General features: G+C 73.1%; 17 protein-coding genes. 8 read left to right on the top strand and 9 right to left on the bottom strand.

From position 1 onward, the window contains the following. Positions 1-21: 21 nt before the first annotated feature. The 5 genes from folK to ACF068_RS18810 all read right to left on the bottom strand — a co-directional run bounded on the left by folK (position 22) and on the right by ACF068_RS18810 (position 4,307). Positions 22-621: a 2-amino-4-hydroxy-6-hydroxymethyldihydropteridine diphosphokinase gene (folK, locus tag ACF068_RS18830; protein WP_392275373.1), complete on the bottom strand. Its 600-nt coding sequence runs from the start codon at positions 619-621 to the stop codon at positions 22-24. Beyond that, complete coding sequence (gene folB / locus ACF068_RS18825; protein WP_156693033.1) at positions 618-977, bottom strand: dihydroneopterin aldolase; 360 nt, start codon at positions 975-977, stop codon at positions 618-620. Before folB ends, folK begins: the two co-directional genes overlap by 4 nt. A gap of 132 nt (positions 978-1,109) precedes the next feature. Beyond that, positions 1,110-1,550, bottom strand: a complete 441-nt coding sequence (locus ACF068_RS18820) for a nuclear transport factor 2 family protein (protein WP_392275692.1) — start codon at positions 1,548-1,550, stop codon at positions 1,110-1,112. Positions 1,551-1,570: 20 nt separating this feature from the next. Continuing rightward, positions 1,571-2,431 (bottom strand): dihydropteroate synthase, encoded by an 861-nt coding sequence (gene folP / locus ACF068_RS18815; protein WP_392275372.1) that lies wholly within the window; start codon positions 2,429-2,431, stop codon positions 1,571-1,573. Between the two features lie 37 nt (positions 2,432-2,468). Beyond that, positions 2,469-4,307 (bottom strand): phosphatidylglycerol lysyltransferase domain-containing protein, encoded by a 1,839-nt coding sequence (locus ACF068_RS18810; protein WP_392275371.1) that lies wholly within the window; start codon positions 4,305-4,307, stop codon positions 2,469-2,471. A gap of 148 nt (positions 4,308-4,455) precedes the next feature. Between ACF068_RS18810 and ACF068_RS18805 the strand changes: the two genes are divergently transcribed. Then, a complete protein-coding gene (locus ACF068_RS18805) occupies positions 4,456-5,571 on the top strand; it encodes an alpha/beta hydrolase (RefSeq protein ID WP_392275370.1) in 1,116 nt (371 codons plus the stop codon). Here ACF068_RS18805 and ACF068_RS18800 read toward each other — a convergent pair whose 3' ends face one another. Then, the gene (locus ACF068_RS18800) at positions 5,572-6,711 is read right to left on the bottom strand and encodes an ABC transporter ATP-binding protein (RefSeq protein ID WP_392275369.1); all 1,140 of its coding nucleotides are present in this window, start codon (positions 6,709-6,711) and stop codon (positions 5,572-5,574) included. A 159-nt stretch (positions 6,712-6,870) separates the two neighbouring features. Here ACF068_RS18800 and ACF068_RS18795 point away from each other — a divergent pair, with 159 nt between their 5' ends. The 4 genes from ACF068_RS18795 to ACF068_RS18780 all read left to right on the top strand — a co-directional run bounded on the left by ACF068_RS18795 (position 6,871) and on the right by ACF068_RS18780 (position 10,408). After that, positions 6,871-7,581, top strand: coding sequence for an ABC transporter permease (locus ACF068_RS18795; RefSeq protein WP_392275368.1), 711 nt, complete (start codon positions 6,871-6,873; stop codon positions 7,579-7,581). A 3-nt stretch (positions 7,582-7,584) separates the two neighbouring features. Next, positions 7,585-8,262: an ABC transporter permease gene (locus ACF068_RS18790; RefSeq protein WP_392275367.1), complete on the top strand. Its 678-nt coding sequence runs from the start codon at positions 7,585-7,587 to the stop codon at positions 8,260-8,262. A gap of 49 nt (positions 8,263-8,311) precedes the next feature. Beyond that, on the top strand, positions 8,312-9,286 hold the full coding sequence (locus ACF068_RS18785; RefSeq protein ID WP_392275366.1) for an ABC transporter substrate-binding protein: 975 nt from the start codon (positions 8,312-8,314) through the stop codon (positions 9,284-9,286). Positions 9,287-9,394: 108 nt separating this feature from the next. Then, positions 9,395-10,408, top strand: coding sequence for a hypothetical protein (locus tag ACF068_RS18780; protein ID WP_392275365.1), 1,014 nt, complete (start codon positions 9,395-9,397; stop codon positions 10,406-10,408). A 12-nt stretch (positions 10,409-10,420) separates the two neighbouring features. Here the strand turns inward: ACF068_RS18780 and ACF068_RS18775 are convergent, their stop codons facing one another. After that, a complete protein-coding gene (locus tag ACF068_RS18775) occupies positions 10,421-11,563 on the bottom strand; it encodes an NADH-quinone oxidoreductase subunit D (protein ID WP_392275364.1) in 1,143 nt (380 codons plus the stop codon). Next, positions 11,560-12,681: an SAM-dependent methyltransferase gene (locus ACF068_RS18770; RefSeq protein WP_392275691.1), complete on the bottom strand. Its 1,122-nt coding sequence runs from the start codon at positions 12,679-12,681 to the stop codon at positions 11,560-11,562. Before ACF068_RS18770 ends, ACF068_RS18775 begins: the two co-directional genes overlap by 4 nt. 87 nt (positions 12,682-12,768) lie before the next feature. Between ACF068_RS18770 and ACF068_RS18765 the strand changes: the two genes are divergently transcribed. Together ACF068_RS18765 and ACF068_RS18760 are read left to right on the top strand one after the other, a co-directional pair. Continuing rightward, a complete protein-coding gene (locus ACF068_RS18765; protein ID WP_392275363.1) occupies positions 12,769-13,971 on the top strand; it encodes a sensor histidine kinase in 1,203 nt (400 codons plus the stop codon). 28 nt (positions 13,972-13,999) lie between these two features. Beyond that, entirely contained in the window at positions 14,000-14,674 is a 675-nt protein-coding gene (locus ACF068_RS18760; protein ID WP_392275362.1) for a response regulator, read from the top strand. Between the two features lie 69 nt (positions 14,675-14,743). Here ACF068_RS18760 and ACF068_RS18755 read toward each other — a convergent pair whose 3' ends face one another. After that, positions 14,744-15,850 carry a DUF5937 family protein gene (locus ACF068_RS18755; protein ID WP_392275690.1) on the bottom strand — a complete coding sequence of 369 codons (1,107 nt, stop codon included), beginning with the start codon at positions 15,848-15,850 and terminating at the stop codon, positions 14,744-14,746. Positions 15,851-15,955: 105 nt separating this feature from the next. On the opposite strand from ACF068_RS18755, the gene ACF068_RS18750 reads away from it, so the two are divergent. Continuing rightward, positions 15,956-16,123 carry a hypothetical protein gene (locus ACF068_RS18750; protein WP_392275361.1) on the top strand — a complete coding sequence of 56 codons (168 nt, stop codon included), beginning with the start codon at positions 15,956-15,958 and terminating at the stop codon, positions 16,121-16,123. Positions 16,124-16,183 lie beyond the last annotated feature (60 nt).

The following is a 16,183-nucleotide window of genomic DNA, read 5'->3' as shown; positions in this document are numbered from 1 at the left end:
GTGCTTGCCGATCACTCAACGCTACTCGGGCAGGCGCAGTTCCAGGTCGGTCCGGGCAAGGACGCCCTCCCGGCCGACACCGCTCAGCAGCTCGGCGACCGCGCCGGCGCCCGGTAGCTGTGCCTCGGGCTCCACGTCGTGCCACGGGGCCAGGACGAAGGCCCGCTCGTGGGCGCGGGGGTGCGGCAGGGTGAGGACGGGGTCGTCGGAGACGACGTCCGCGTACGCCACGATGTCGACGTCGAGCGTGCGCGGTCCCCAGCGCTCGTCGCGGACCCGGGCGAACGCCTCCTCCACGGCGTGGGCCCGCTCCAGCAGGGACGCGGGCGGCAGCGTCGTCTTCAGCAGGACGACCGCGTTGTAGTACGACGGCTGGGAGCCGGGGTCGACGCCCCACGGCTCCGTCTCGTACACCGGGGAGACGGCCTTGACCCGGACCCCCGGGGTGTCCTCCAGGGCGTCGATGGCGCCCTGGAGCGTCTCCAGGCGGTTGCCCAGGTTGGCGCCGATGGAGATCACGGCCCGTTTGGGGTTGGACAGGGTGATGTCGGCGGCGTCGACCTGCTCCGTCACGGCGGCGGGCACCGGCTGTACCGTCGGGTCGCTGTGCGTCTTGTTCATGCGCGGCTCCGGGTGATGGTGATGGTCACGTCGTCGAAGGGCACGGTGATCGGGGCGTCCGGCTTGTGGACCACCACCTCCACCTCCTGGACGCCGGCGTGCTTCAGGCACTGCTGGGCGATGCGCTCGGCGAGCGTCTCGATCAGGTCGACCGGCTCGCCCTGGACGACGTCCACGACCTCCTCCGCCACCACGCCGTAGTGCACGGTCTTCGCCAGGTCGTCGTCGGCCGCCGCCGGGCGGGTGTCGAGGCCGAGCACCAGGTCCACGATGAAGGTCTGGCCCTCCTCGCGCTCCCGGGGGAAGACGCCATGGTGCCCGCGGGCCTTGAGGCCGCGCAGCGCGACACGATCCACGCGAATCACTCCTGCTGTCGTTGGTCTGGCGGGCACGCGGCCGGGTGCGGACGGCGCGGTGCCACCAGTCGAATCTACCCGCGCGCACGGACACGCCCCGACCACGGGCTCCTCAGGGGCTCGTCTACCCACTCAGGAGGGGTTGTCGTCGGCGTCCTCCTCGCCGGTCTCGGCCAGAACGGGGGAGCCGTGGTGCGCCCAGATCCGCCAGCCGTCGGGTGTGCGGCGGAACACATTGGTGGCGACGACGAGCTGCCCGACCAGCGGGCCGAGGTCGGCGCCGTCCTCGGCGGGGCCACCGCTGAGGATGTTCTCCGTACAGGTCACCAGGGCCGTGTCGCCGGCCATGGCGACCTTCACGTCGGTGAGGAAGAACTGGATGTAGTCGGTGTTGGCCATGATCAGGGCGTACGAGCGGAGGACCTCGCCGCGCCCGGAGAGCACCGGCCAGCCGGGGTGGACGCACGAGATCTCACCGTGCGCGTCGTCCAGCCAGAGCTCGGAGACCTCTTCGAAGTCGCCCCGTTCGAGCGCCTCGTAGAAGGCGGTGTTGGCGAGCTCGACCGCCTCCATGTCGGTGCGTGCCGCGTCGCTCACCGGGCTCCCTCGACGGCGCGGGCCACCCGTACCGCGTCCGCCGTGGCGCGCACGTCGTGGACCCGTACGGCCCAGGCGCCCTCGTGCGCGGCGATCGCCGAGACGGCGGCGGTGGCTGCGTCCCGTTCCCTGGCGGGTGGCGGGGCGGCCCCTTCGCCGGCCAGGACGTGGCCCAGGAACCGTTTGCGGGAGGCGGCGACGAGCAGCGGGCGGCCCAGCGCCCGCAGGTCGGCCAGGTGCGCCACCAGGGCCAGGTCGTGCGGGGCCGCCTTGGCGAAGCCGAGGCCCGGGTCGACGACGATCCGCTCCGGGTCGACACCGCCCTCGACGACGGCCTCCATGCGGGTGCGCAGCTCGGTGACGACCTCGGTGACGACGTCGTCGTACACGGCCAGGCTGTTCATGTCCCTGCTGAAGCCGCGCCAGTGCATCACGACGAACGGCACCTCGGCGGCGGCGACGGTGGGGACCATGGCGGGGTCGGCGAGGCCGCCGCTGACGTCGTTGACCAGGATCGCGCCGGCCTCGACGGCCCGGCGGGCGACCGAGGCGCGCATGGTGTCGACCGAGACGGCGACCCCTTCGGCCGACAGGCCGCGTACGACGGGGACGACCCGGCGCAGCTCCTCGTCCTCGTCCACCCGGGTGGCGCCCGGGCGGGTCGACTCGCCGCCGACGTCCACCAGATCCGCGCCCTGGGCGACCAGGTCGAGGCCGTGCTTGATGGCGGCCGTGGTGTCGAACCAGCGGCCGCCGTCGGAGAAGGAGTCGGGCGTCACATTGACGACCCCCATGACCGCGCAGCGGTCGAACGTGGGCAGGCCCCGGGCCGTGCCCCGTCCGCGCAAGGTACTCATGCGACCAGCCTAGGTCGTGTCCGCGAAGTCTCGCGGGTCAGGCGGCGCGGACCTCGTGCTCGGCGCGGGCCGTGGTGAGGTGCGCGCACGGGCGGGCCGTGGCGGCCGAGCGGCGGCGGAACGGCCGGGGCGGGGCCAGGTTGACGAAGCCCTCCGCCTGCATCGCGGCGAAGCCGATGCGCGGCAGGTCGCGGGCGTTGCGGTAGACCACGAAGCGGGGCTCCCAGCGCGGCTGGAACTTGGCGTTGAACTTGTACAGCGACTCGATCTGGAACCAGCGCGAGAGGAACACCAGCAGGCCGCGCCAGATCCGCAGCACCGGTCCGGCGCCGAGCTTCTCGCCGCGGGCCAGGGCGGAGCGGAACATCGCGAAGTTCAGCGAGACCCGCTCGATGCCCAGCTTGGGCGAGGCCTGGAGGGCGGCCACGATCAGCAGCTCGTTCATGCCCGGGTCGGCGGAGCGGTCGCGGCGCATCAGCTCCAGCGACATGCCGTCCGTGCCCCAGGGCACGAAGTGGATGATCGCCTTGAGGTCGCCGTAGGGGGAGGTGCCGGAGCCGTCGTCGGCCTTGTGGGCGGTGGCGATCACGGCGTCGCCGTCGGCCGGGTCACCGATCCGGCCCAGGGCCATGGAGAAGCCCCGCTCGGTGTCGGTGCCGCGCCAGTCGGCCGCGGCCCGCCGGATGCGCTCCAGTTCGCCGTCCGACAGGTCACGGGCGCGCCGTACCCGGGTCTCGTAGCCATTGCGCTCGATGCGCTTGACCATCTGGCGCACGTTGCGCATGGCGCGCCCGGTCAGGGAGAAATCCGCGACGTCCACCACCGCCTCGTCGCCCAGCTCCAGCGCGTCCAGACCAGTCTCCCGGGTCCAGACCTCGCCGCCGGTCTCGGAGCAGCCCATGACGGCGGGGGTCCAGGAGTGGGCCTTGGCCTCGTCCATGAACCGCTCGATGGCGCCGGGCCAGGCCTCGACGTCGCCGATGGGGTCGCCGCTGGCGAGCATGACGCCGGAGACGACGCGGTAGCAGACGGCGGCCTTGCCGCTGGGGGAGAAGACGACGCCCTTGTCGCGGCGGAGCGCGAAGTGGCCGAGCGAGTCGCGGCCGCCGTGCCGGTCGAGCAGGGCGCGCAGCCGGGTCTCGTCGTCCTCGGTGAGCCGGGCGACCGGGTGCTCGGGGCGGAAGGCCAGGTAGATGGTGGTGATGGCGGTCAGCAGGCCGAGGGCGCCGAGGGAGTAGCCGACGGTCCAGTCGACGCCGCCGCGGTAGCCGACGGGGCCCTCCATGCCGAACAGGCCGTACAGCACGTGCTCCAGGCGGTCGCTCAGGCTGGGGCTGCCGATGACCTTCCCGGGGTGGGCGCTGACGATGACCAGGCCGAGCGCGATGGATCCGGCGCCCATCAGGACGAAGTTGGCCAGCGCCTTCCAGCGGCTGCGCGGGTCGGGCAGCGCCGCGAACTCCCCGTGGTGGCGCACCAGCGGCACCAGGAGCAGCAGCGAGAACAGCGCCCCGATCACGGAGTGCCGGTAGACGAACTGCGCGACCGCCCCGACCGGCAGGAGGACCACGGCGGCCCGCCAGGCGCGGCGCTTGTGGCGCTTGAGCCCGTGGGCGAGCAGCAGCAGCAGGACGCCGACGCCCATGGAGAGGGCCGCGGAGAGCGGGCCCAGGGTGCCGGGCAGCACCTCGGCGATGGCGTGCATCCGGCTGGTGCGGAACCGCGGGAAGACGCCCGCGGCGATGTCGATCAGACCGATGAACGTGCATGCCGTGCCGACCAGGGTGGGCACCTTCTCGGCCCGTGGCCCGCGCAGGACACGGCGTATCCGGCTCGGAACCGATTCCGACTTATCCCCATCTACCGTGACAGACATCGCTTCCCAAGGCTCCGCAGAGATTCGTTGTGTCCCATCGGCCGGAAATGGTCCGGCCCGGACGATGTGCGCTCTCTAGGACGGCCCGCACGGGAGGCTGGTTCATTCCCGCCCCGGAAAACTTCGACGAAGAAGGCTTGAACGACTCATGGGTCTCACCAGCAACAAAGTCCTGGCGCTGGCCGTGCTGCTGGCCGTGGTGCTGTTCGCCCTCACCATCCGGCTGTGGCCCCGGCTGGCGGGCGCCGGCCCCCGGGCGGTCCTCGGCAGGATCGGCCTGCTGCTGGCGACCCAGGTGGCGCTGTTCGTCTCCGTCGGCCTCGCCGCGAACAACTACTTCCTCTTCTACGGCTCCTGGGCCGACCTCTTCGGCCGGCAGCAGGAGATGGGCGTGGTCGTCGACCACTCGGCGGGCGCCAAGGACATCAGGGTCGTCGGCAAGCAGAAGCCGGAAGGCGTGCCCGGGGGAGGGAGCCCGGAGGTGGGCGGACAGATCCAGAAGGTCGTCGTCACGGGGCGGCGGTCGGGGATCGACAGCCCGGCGTACGTCTACCTGCCGCCGCAGTACTTCCAGTCGGCGTACGCACGCAAGACCTTCCCCGCCGCCGTCGTCCTGACCGGCTACCCGGGCACCGCCGAGAACCTGCTGAAGGGGCTGAAGTACCCGCGTACCGCCTTCGAGCAGGCCAGGGACGGGAAGATGCAGCCGATGGTCCTGGTGATGCTGCGGCCCACCGTGGCCCCGCCGCGCGACACGGAGTGCGTCGACGTCCCGGGCGGCCCGCGGACGGAGACCTTCTTCGCCGAGGACCTGCCCCAGGCGGTCTCCAGGGCCTACCGGGTGGGGACCGCGCCCCGCAACTGGGGGTTCATCGGCAACTCGACCGGCGGCTACTGCGCCCTGAAGATCGCCCTGCACCACCCCGAGCGGTACGCGGCCGGCGCCGGCCTGTCCGCGTACTACCGGGCCGCCGAGGACATGACCACCGGCGACCTCTTCCGCGGGGACCAGCGCCTGCGCGACCGCGCCGACCTGCTGTGGAGCCTGGACCACCTGCCGCAGGGACGGTCGTCGTTCCTGGTGACCACCTCGCGCCAGGGCGAGGGCAACCTCCGGGCCACCCGCGCCTTCGTGAAGAAGGTGAAGGCGCCCGCCCGCGTCTCGTCGATCACCCTGGACAGCGGCGGGCACAACTTCAACACCTGGAACCGGGAGATCCCGCCCGCGCTGGTGTGGCTGAGCGGCCGGCTCAGCGCCGCCTGATCAGCCGACGGTCCGGACGTCGACCTCCGTGCGGGCCACGTCCTGGGCGTCCGCGTCGATCGAGCGGCGCAGCGCCTCGTGCAGCCGGGCCGGGGTCAGCACACCGAGGAAACGTCCCTGCCCCTCGGGGTCGGTGACGGCGATCCAGCCCGCGTCGTGCTGGAGCATCGTCGCGAAGGCCTGCTTGAGCGACGCCCCGACGGGAAGCCGGGCGTCCATGCGCCGGGCGTGGTCGCGCACCGAACCGCTGCCGGCGGCACTCTCCGCCGAGATCCAGCCGTGCAGGGCGTCGTCGCCGTCCAGGACGACCGCCCAGCGCGCCCCGAGGTCGCGGGGCAGCGCGTCGTCGAGGTGGACGACGGGCGGCTGTTCGAGGTCGCCCGTCTCGATGGGCGTGACCGACAGCCGCTTCAGGCCCCGGTCCGCGCCGACGAAGTCGGCCACGTACGGGGTCGCGGGGGCGCCCAGCACGGTCGCGGGGGCGTCGAACTGCTCGATCCTGCCCTGCCCGTAGACGGCGATGCGGTCCCCCAGCCGGACGGCCTCCTCGATGTCGTGGGTGACGAACAGGACCGTTTTGCGCACCTCCGACTGGAGCTTGAGGAACTCGTTCTGGAGGTGCTCCCGTACGACCGGGTCGACCGCGCCGAACGGCTCGTCCATCAGCAGGACGGGCGGATCGGCGGCCAGGGCGCGCGCGACCCCGACGCGCTGGCGCTGCCCGCCGGAGAGCTGGTGGGGGTAGCGCTCGCCGTGGACGGAGGGGTCGAGGCCGACGAGGGCGAGGAGTTCGGCGGCCCGGGCGCGGGCCGTGGCGCGTTTGACGCCGAGCAGATGGGGGACGGTCGCGGTGTTCTCCAGGACCGTCTTGTGGGGGAAGAGGCCGACCTGCTGGATGACGTAGCCGATCCGGCGGCGCAACCGGACGGGATCGACTCCGGCGATGTCCTGGCCGTCGACGAATATCCGGCCCTCGGTGGGTTCGACGAGCCGGTTGACCATCTTCATGGTCGTGGTCTTGCCGCAGCCGGACGGCCCGACGAGCGTGACCAGTTCGCCCTCGGCCACCTCGAACGACAGGTCGTCGACGGCGGTCGTGCCGTCCGCGTACCGCTTGGTGACGCGTTCGAATCGGATCATGCGCCCCATTGTGGCCGGTGGCCGGTTCCTCGCGGCCGCGCGGCATGTGAAGTCCTTGTTGCCGGGCTGTGGTGACGATCGGTGATTGTCGGTGGTGGGGGTTAGGGTCGTTGTCGGATCGAACACCGGGTCGGGCGGACGTGGGGCGGGAGGTGGGGCGTGAGTGCCGCGACGAGCGCTGCCGGATGCCTGGCGGCCAACGACTGGATCTGCGGTGAGTACGTGCGCTCCCGCGCCCAGGAGCTGACCGACGCCACCATCGAGCACGTGTGGATCACGGTCGTCTCGGTGCTGATCGGGCTGGCCGTCGCGTTCCCGCTGGCGCTGCTGGTGCGCGCCCGGCCGCGGTGGGCCGGGCCCGTGCTCGGGCTGACCACCGTGCTGTACGCGGTCCCCTCGCTGGCGATGTTCTCGCTGCTGCTGCCGTTCTTCGGCCTGTCGGCCGCGCTGGTGGTCACCGGCCTCGTGCTCTACTCGCTGACCATCCTCGTGCGGAACGTGCTGGCGGGCCTCGCCGCGGTGCCCGAGGAGGCCCGGGAGGCGGCGCGCGGGATGGGGTACGGACGGGGCCGGCTGCTCTGGGAGGTCGAACTGCCGCTGGCGCTGCCCGCGGTGATGGCGGGGGTGCGGATGGCGACGGTGTCGACCGTCGCCCTGACGACGGTGGGCGCGCTGGTCGACTACGGCGGCCTGGGCACGCTGATCACCACGGGGCTGCAGAGCTTCTTCAAGGCGCAGGTGCTGACCGCCTCCGCGCTGTGCGTGCTCCTGGCGGTGACCGCCGACCTGCTGCTGCTCGGGCTGCAGCGGCTGCTGACGCCCTGGACCCGCACGCCCGGGGCGGGCGCGCGCGTACGCAAGGCGGGGTGAGCGATGGGCGCGGTGGCCGACGCCTGGACCTGGCTGACGACCGGGGCGCACTGGCAGGGCGAGAGCGGGGTGCTGAACCGGCTGGCGGAACACCTGTGGTTCAGCGGTGTCTGCCTGGTCGTCTCCGGCCTGATCGCCCTGCCGGTGGCGCTGTGGCTCGGGCACCTCGGCCGGGGCGGCGCCCTGGCGGTGAACCTGTCCAACGCCGGGCGCGCGGTGCCCACGCTGGCGGTGCTGGTGCTGCTGACGCTCACCCCGCTGGGCCGGCACGGCGACCTGCCGACGATCATCGCGCTGGTGCTGTTCGCCGTGCCGCCGCTGCTCACCAACGCGTACGTGGGGATGCGCGGGGTGGACCGGGCGGTGGTCGAGGCGGCGCGCGGCATGGGGATGTCCGGGGGCCAGGTGTTCCGGCGGGTGGAACTGCCGCTGGCGTACCCGATGGTGATGACGGGTATCCGGACGGCCACCGTGCAGGTGATCGCCACCGCCACGCTCGCCGCGATGGCCGGCGGTGGCGGGCTGGGCCGGATCATCACCGCCGGTTTCCACACCAACGACACCGCGCAGGTGGTCGCCGGGGCACTCGTGGTCGGCGCGCTCGCACTGCTGGCCGAGGGCCTGCTGGTGCTGGCGGGCCGGGTGTGCGACCCGATGCGGGCGACCCGGCGCGCCCGGTGAACCGAAGCGAAGCGACACGGCAAGACGGCTGGACCGGACGGAGAGCGTGATGAGCAGGATCTCGATGGCGGGAGCGGTACTGGGCGTGGTGGCGCTCACCGGCGGGCTGGCCGCGTGCGGTGGCGGCCAGAGCCTGGAGGAGCGGGGTGGCGCGGACACCGCGTCCGGTGGCGGCGACAAGGGGACGCTGGTCGTCGGGTCGGCCGGCTTCACCGAGGCCAATGTGCTGGCCGAGCTGTACGCGCAGGTGTTGAAGGACGCCGGATACTCCACGTCCATCAAGACCGTGGAGAACCGCGAGCTCTACGAACCGTCCCTGGAGAAGGGCGACATCGACGTCGTACCGGAATACGCGGCTACGCTTGCGGAATTCCTGAACGCGAAGGTGAACGGCCCGAAGGCGGTCGAGGAGAAGCCGGTCGCTTCCAGCGATGTCACCGCGACCGTGACGGCTCTCGAGAAGCTCGCCGGACCGCGTGGCCTGAAGGTGCTTCCGGCCGGTGCGGCGGTCGATCAGAACGCCTTCGCCGTCACCCGGGAATTCGCCGCGAAGAACAAGCTCAGGACCCTTTCCGATCTCGGTGCCTCCCGGCTGAAGGTCAGGATCGCGGCCGGTGACGAGTGCGAGGTGCGGCCGTTCTGCGCACCCGGGCTGAAGAAGGCGTACGGCATCGACGTGGCGGGCATCGACCCCAAGGGCGTGGGCACGCCCCAGGCCAAGCAGGCCGTGAAGGACGGCACCGACCAGCTCGTCCTGACCACGACGACCGACGCGACGCTGGACGCCTTCGGGCTGGTGCTGCTGGAGGACGACAAGAAGCTCCAGAACGCCGACAACGTGCTGCCCGTCGTCAATGCGGAGGACGCCGGTTCGGCGGAGATAGCCGCCGCCCTGAACAAGATCACCAAAGCCCTCACCACGGCGGATCTGGTGGAGTTGAACAGGAAGGTCGACGCCGAGCGGGCAAAGCCGGCGGACGTGGCGAAGGCTTACCTGGAGGCCGAGGGACTGATCAAGAAGTAAGCGGTGCCACGGGGTGCCGACCCGGTGCGAAGCCGATTCGCATCACAGGGCCGAAACATTGCCGGGCCGACACCCCATACGGCGCCTACGCACGGTAAATTTCAGGCCATGCCACGTGGACGCCACCGCCATTCCCCACCCCTGCACAGGCTTCTGCCCCCTTCCGCCGTAGCCGGAGCGGCCGTTCTGTGCGCCGGTGGCGCCTGGCTCCTCACCGATCCGCTGGTCCTGCGCGTCCTGACCGCCGCCGCGGCCGCCGCGGCGGTCACCGGCGCGGTGCTGATGCGCAGTTGGGACCGCGCGGCCGGCCGCCGTGTCGCCGAACTGACCCGGGCCCGGGCCGGCGACCAGTGGCGCACCGAGGAACGCGTCGCCGAACTGGAGACGGACCTGGAGGAGTCCCGCGAGCTGCGCGCCAAGCTCGACGCCAGGCTCCGTGCCAAGCGGGTCGAACTGGCCGCGCTGCGGAACGAGCACGCCGAACTGCTGCGCCGGTACGCCACCGCCGAGACCGAGCGCGCCAGCGCCCTGGAGGGCCGCCGGCAGCTTGCCCTCGAAGCCGCCGCCCCCACCCGGGCGCTGCCCGCCGCGGGGTCCACGCCCACCCCGGCCGGCTACCTCCAGGCCGCCAGGGCGCTGGAGAACCTCACGCGCAACGCCGCCGCCCAGGAGGCCCGGCGCACCACCGAGGAGGCCCGCCGCCGCGACCTGGCCGAACGGGCCCGGGAGGCGGACGAGCCGCAGGGGAAGCACGCGGCGGTCGCCGAGCGGCGGCACGACCGCCCGTCGGCCGCCGCCCCTGCCGTCCACGACGCCTCCGCGATGCGCCGGGTCCCGCCGGCCGCCGCGGTCGTGCCGCGCACCGAACAGCGCCGCCCGGCGTCGCGCCTCCAGGGCGGTTTCGACTTCTTCGGCACGGGCGCGAAGGCCCCCGCCGCCATCGAGTCCGGACAGGCCATCGAGTCCGTGCAGCACGAGGACCTCGCGGACGTGGTGGGCGAGGAGGCCCTCGCCGTACGGCGGCGGGAGGACCGCGCGGTCGGCAAGGTCATCGACCTGACCGCGCACGACGAGACCGAGCAGCTCGACGTGGTGGAACTGCGGCGCGACGCGGTGTCGTAGGCCGGCGGCCGGCTACTTGTCGATGTCGCCGACGACGAAGAAGAACGACCCCAGGATCGCCACCATGTCGGCCACCAGCGTGCCGGGCAGCAGCTCGACCAGCGCCTGGATGTTGTTGTAGGACGCCGAGCGGAGCTTGAGGCGGTACGGGGTCTTGTCGCCCTTGGAGACCAGGTAGTAGCCGTTCAGGCCGAGCGGGTTCTCGGTCCAGGCGTACGTGTGGCCCTCGGGCGCCTTGAGGACCTTGGGCAGCCGCTGGTTGATCGGGCCGGGCGGCAGGGCGGCGATCCGGTCCAGGCAGGCGTCCGCGAGGTCCAGCGAGTTGTGGGTCTGGCCCAGCAGGCACTCGAAGCGGGCCAGGCAGTCGCCCTCGGTGCGGGTGACGACCTCCAGGGCGTCCTGGAGCTCCCCGTACGCCAGGTAGGGCTCGTCGCGGCGCAGGTCGAAGTCCACGCCGGAGGCGCGCGCGATCGGGCCGCTGACCCCGTACGCGTGGACGATCTCCGGCGACAGCACGCCGACACCGCGGGTGCGGCCGCGGAAGATCTCGTTGCCCAGCACGAGCCGGTCGTACACGTCCATGCGCGAGCGGACCTCGGCCACCGCCGCGCGGGCCCGGCCGAGCCAGCCGGCCGGCAGGTCCTCCTTGAGGCCGCCGACCCGGTTGAACATGTAGTGCATCCGCCCGCCGGAGACCTCCTCCATCACGTGCTGGAGGTCCTCCCGCTCCCGGAAGGCGTGGAAGATCGGGGTGATACCGCCCAGTTCGAGGGGGTACGAGCCGAGGAACATCAGATGGTTGAGCACCCGGTTCAGCTCGGCGAGCAGGGTCCGGGTCCATACGGCCCGCTCGGGGACCTCCATGCCCAGCATCCGCTCGACGGCCATGACCACACCGAGCTCGTTGGAGAACGCCGACAGCCAGTCGTGGCGGTTGGCCAGCATGATGATCTGGCGGTAGTCCCGCGCCTCGAAGAGCTTCTCCGCGCCGCGGTGCATATAGCCGACGACCGGCTCGGCGTGCCGGATCACCTCGCCGTCCAGGACGAGGCGGAGGCGCAGCACGCCGTGCGTGGAGGGGTGCTGGGGTCCGATGTTCAGCACCATGTCGGTGCTTTCCGCGGCACCGCCGATGCCGACCGTGGTCTCCGTCATGCCGGACAGTATCCCTCCCCGGGCACGCGCTGGAGCAGCCAGGTGAAGTCCCCGAGCCCGCCCCGCGCGGTCAGCTCGGCGGCCTCCCCGGCCCGTGCCAGCGCCCGTACGTATCCGGCCGGGTCCGTCCGGGCCGTGTCGAGGGGCGGGCGCCTCCCGTCCACCCCGAGCCGCCGCAGCGCCTCGGCCTGGCCGACCAGCTCGGTGCGGTACGGGAAGGGCCCGGAGCCCCCGGCCGTACCGCCGCTCCCGGCCGTACCCCCGCCCCCGGCCGTACCCCCGCCCCCGGCCGTACCGCCGCTTCCGCCCGCCCCGGACGTGGCGGCCGCGACGCCGGCCGCGGCGCAGGCGTCCAGGGCCACATGGGCCGTGATGTCGCACGTGCCGTCCGGGACCGGAGGCACCTCGCGGCCCGCGCGGAAGCCGGTCAGCGTGCCGAACGGGGGCCGGGCGCCCACCGCGTGCGCGTAGTCCACCGCCACCGCCAGGCCCGCCTCCAGGGTGCCGACCGCCCGGGCCCACGCCTCGTCGCGCGGCCGGCCGATCTCGGCGCGGTCGCCCGGTTCCCGCAGCGGCCACCAGCGGGACAGCCACGCGGCGTCCGCGCCCGCCACCGGGGCGCCCAGCCGCTCGGTGCCGTCCGGCGCCACCTCCACGTACCGGTCGGTGCCCGACCCGTCCCGCTCCGCCACGTCCACCGGGACGTTGTCCAGCCACTCGTTGGCGAACAGCAGCCCCCGCACCCCGGGCGGCGGCTCGGCCGTCCAGACGACCCGCGGGTCCAGGCCCTCCGGCCGGGCCGCGCGCTCGACGGCGTACGCCCGTACCCGGAGCCCCGGCGGCGCGGCGGCCAGCACACCCGCCACCAGCTCGCCCCGGCCCGCGCCCAGGTCGACCAGCGTGACGTCGTCCGTGCCCAGCCCCTCCGCCACCCCGGCCAGCAGCCGGGCGACCGCCCCGGCGAACAGGGGCGAGGCGTGCACCGACGTACGGAAGTGCCCCGCCGGTCCCTCGGGCCGCAGATAGAAGCCGCCGGGCCCGTACAGAGCCGCCTCCGTGGCGTCCCGCCAGCCGCGCCAGGGACCGCGGGGACAGGTGTCATCATTCACGGGCACCAGTCTCCACCTTGCGGAGTACGCCTCCGCCGCCTGGATCGGCCCTCCGGTTGACCCATGCACCTATCCGCTTTCCCTACGCTGGGTCACGTGCAGCGCCTCTACGACTTCATCCGCAGACACCCCACGGGCGTCGACAGTTTCTGGGCTGTGATGCTCCTGGGGTTCTCCTCGCTGTGGGTGGTCCAGGCCCCGGACGGGGCCCAGCCGCGTGGCGTCGCCGCCGGGATCGTCCTGCTGCTGTGCCTGACGCTGGCGCTGCGCCGCCGCGCGCCGGAGAAGGTGCTGGTGCTCACCGCCGCGCTCGGTGTCGCCCAGCTCGTCCTGGACATCGGGGTGAACCCGGCCGACTTCGCGATGCTCGTCGTCATCTACACGGTCGCGGCCCAGGGCGACGGACCGCGCTGGGCGTCCCGGCTCGCCCTCGCCGGTGGCGTGTGCGCGGCGCCCCTGGCTCAGCTTCGCTGGCCGGAGGCCAACGTCTCCACCGCCGGGAAGATCTTCTTCACCGTCGTGCTCATCGTGCCGTTCGTCCTCGCCTGGGTGCTCGGGGACTCCATGCGCACCCGCCGCGCCTACTTCGCCCAGCTCGAGGAGCGTGCCTCCCGGCTGGAACGGGAACGCGAGGCCCAGGCCAAGGTCGCCGTCGCCGCCGAGCGCGCCCGGATCGCCCGCGAGCTGCACGACGTCGTCGCCCACAACGTCTCCGTCATGGTCGTCCAGGCCGACGGTGCCGCCTACGTCCTCGACACCTCCCCCGACCTGGCCAGGCAGGCCCTGGAGACGATCTCCGGCACCGGCCGCCAGGCCCTCGCCGAGATGCGCCGGCTGCTCGGCATCCTCCGCACCGGCGAGCCGCAGGACTCCGAGGACTACGTCCCCCAGCCCGACGTCCAGCAGATCGAGGACCTGGTCGAACAGGTCCGCGCCGCCGGGCTGGCCGTGGACTTCAAGGTCGAGGGCACCCCGCGCCCGCTGCCCAGCGGCGTCGAGCTCACCGCGTACCGCATCGTGCAGGAGGCGCTGACCAACACCCGCAAGCACGGCGGCCCGGACGCCGGCGCGAGCGTGCGGCTGGTCTACTTCGACGACGGACTCGGCCTGCTCGTCGAGGACGACGGACGCGGCGCGGCGCACGAGATGTACGAGGACGGCGGCGCCGACGGCCGGGGCCACGGCCTGATCGGCATGCGCGAACGGGTCGGTATGGTCGGCGGCACCCTGGACGCCGGGCCGCGGCCGGGCGGCGGCTTCCGCATCAGCGCCCTGCTCCCCCTCAAGCCCGCCCACTGACCGCTCGTACAAGGACGTGAGGAACCGCATGCCGATCCGCGTGATGCTCGTCGACGACCAGGTGCTGCTGCGCACCGGCTTCCGCATGGTGCTCGCCGCCCAGCCGGACATGGAGGTCGTCGCCGAGGCGGGCGACGGCGCCGAGGCCATCGAGGTCCTCCGCGCCACCGCCGTGGACGTGGTCCTGATGGACGTACGGATGCCGAGGCTGGACGGGGTGGAGGCGACCCGGCGCATCTGCGCGGCGCCCGAGCCGCCCAAGGTCCTCATCCTCACCACCTTCGACCTCGACGAATACGCCTTCTCGGGGCTGAAGGCGGGCGCGAGCGGCTTCATGCTCAAGGACGTCCCGCCGGGCGAACTGCTCAGCGCGATCCGCTCCGTGCACAGCGGCGACGCGGTCGTGGCGCCCTCCACGACCCGGCGGCTGCTGGACCGCTTCTCGCCGATGCTCCCGGCCACCGGCAACGAGCCGCGCGACAAGACCCTGGAGCGGCTGACCGAGCGGGAGCGCGAGGTGATGATGCTGGTCGCCCAGGGCCTGTCGAACGGCGAGATCGCCGCCCGCCTCGTCCTGTCCGAGGCCACGGTGAAGACCCATGTGGGCCGCATCCTCACCAAGCTGGCGCTGCGGGACCGCGTCCAGGTGGTGGTCATGGCGTACGAGACCGGCCTGGTCCGGGCCGGTGGCGGCGGCCGCTGACCCACGGACGCCCCCGGGCGGGGCGGCCTCCGGTCCCGGACGCCCCGGCCGTCCGGTTCCGGACATTCCCTAGCGCAGCACGGTTTCCAGGAAGTCGCTGCCGATCCGGGCGACCGCCGCCACGTCGAGCTGGTGCAGCACGTAGCGGCCCCGGCGGCGGGTGGTGACCAGGGCGGCCTTCTTCAGCACGGCCAGGTGGCGGGAGACCTCCGGCGGGGTGATGCCGTACGCGTCCGCCAGCTCGCCCGTCGTGTACGCGGCGCGCGCAAGCTGCCGGCACATGCGCATCCGCATGGGGTGGGCCAGGGCGTCCATGCGGAGCTGGAGCAGCTCCACCGAGGCGGGGCTCGGCAGTTCCGGCGCGCCCACCGGGTAGTGGACGACGGGGCGCCAGCCCGGGGCGTGCAGCACCATCAGGTGCGGCCAGCCGAAGCTGGACGGCACGAACGACACGCCCGCCCCGACGGCCGGGTCGGCGGCAGTGGTCCGCCCGTTCGCCAGCTTGTCCACCTCGATGCGCTGCTGCGAGCCGTCCTCGGAGACCCCCAGCGTCACCGCGGGCGACACCGCCCGCAGCGTCTCGGGCAGGCCCTTGTGGCGCAGCAGCTCCGTCTTGTGCCGGGCGTCGGCGGCCAGGGCGGGCGCGACCCGGCGCCAGGTGTCCGCGAAGAACGCCCGGTCGCAGTCCTCGAAGAGCCTCCGCAGCCAGGCGCGCACCCCGGCGGGGTCGGCGAGCATGCGGCGGGTGAAGTCGAGCTGCTTGGGCCCCCGGTTGGCGGCCAGCTCCAGCGCCCGTTCGGGGCGTACCGGGCCGCCGGTGGCGTACTGCGCGGAACAGGTGAACTCCAGCGCGGCGGCGACGAACCGGTCCTCGTCCAGCCGGTCCAGCAGGTCCAGCTCGTCGGCGAGCGTCGCACCCGCCCGGCCGTCGCCGCCACGGATGCCGGCGTACGGCATCAGGACGTCCGAGAAAGTGGTCGTCCAGAGGAAGTCCGCCTCGTGCAGCCGGTCGGCCAGGTCCGGCTTGAGCGAGGCCGCCGTGGCGGTGGCCCAGCCGTGCAGGCCCGGGTGGTGGCCCGGTTCGGCCAGCGCGTGCAGCGCCACGCCCAGCTCGGCGAGGGGCGACGGCTCGAAGACGATGCGCTCGGGCGGCAGGCCCGTGATGTCGATGATCACGCTCACGCCCCCATGGTGCGGGGTCCGGCCGCGGACCTCCCGCCGATTGACGGTGCTCGTCAATCCACGGGGCACGGCGCGGCGGACGGGCGGAGGCTGGCGTACATGAACGCCCTGCACCAGCACATGATCGACGCCTACCGGGCCGCCCGGCGCGGTGAGGCGCCCCCGCCGCCCCCGGGCCGGGACGACCTGGCCGTCCTCCGCGCCGCCCGCGACCGGTACCTCCGGCGCGCCCGCCCCCGGGCGCGGTCCACAGGCTGTGGACAGTGAGGTAGCCCCGCGTAACGCTGGCGTAGCATGACGAGAAATCGTCCGGTACCCCCCGCGGAC

The sequence above is a fragment of the Streptomyces sp. NPDC016309 genome, assembly GCF_043077235.1.
Taxonomy (GTDB): Bacteria; Actinomycetota; Actinomycetes; order Streptomycetales; family Streptomycetaceae; genus Streptomyces.
Note: the sequence above shows the minus strand (reverse complement) of the source record. Positions and strands in the feature narration are given on the sequence as shown.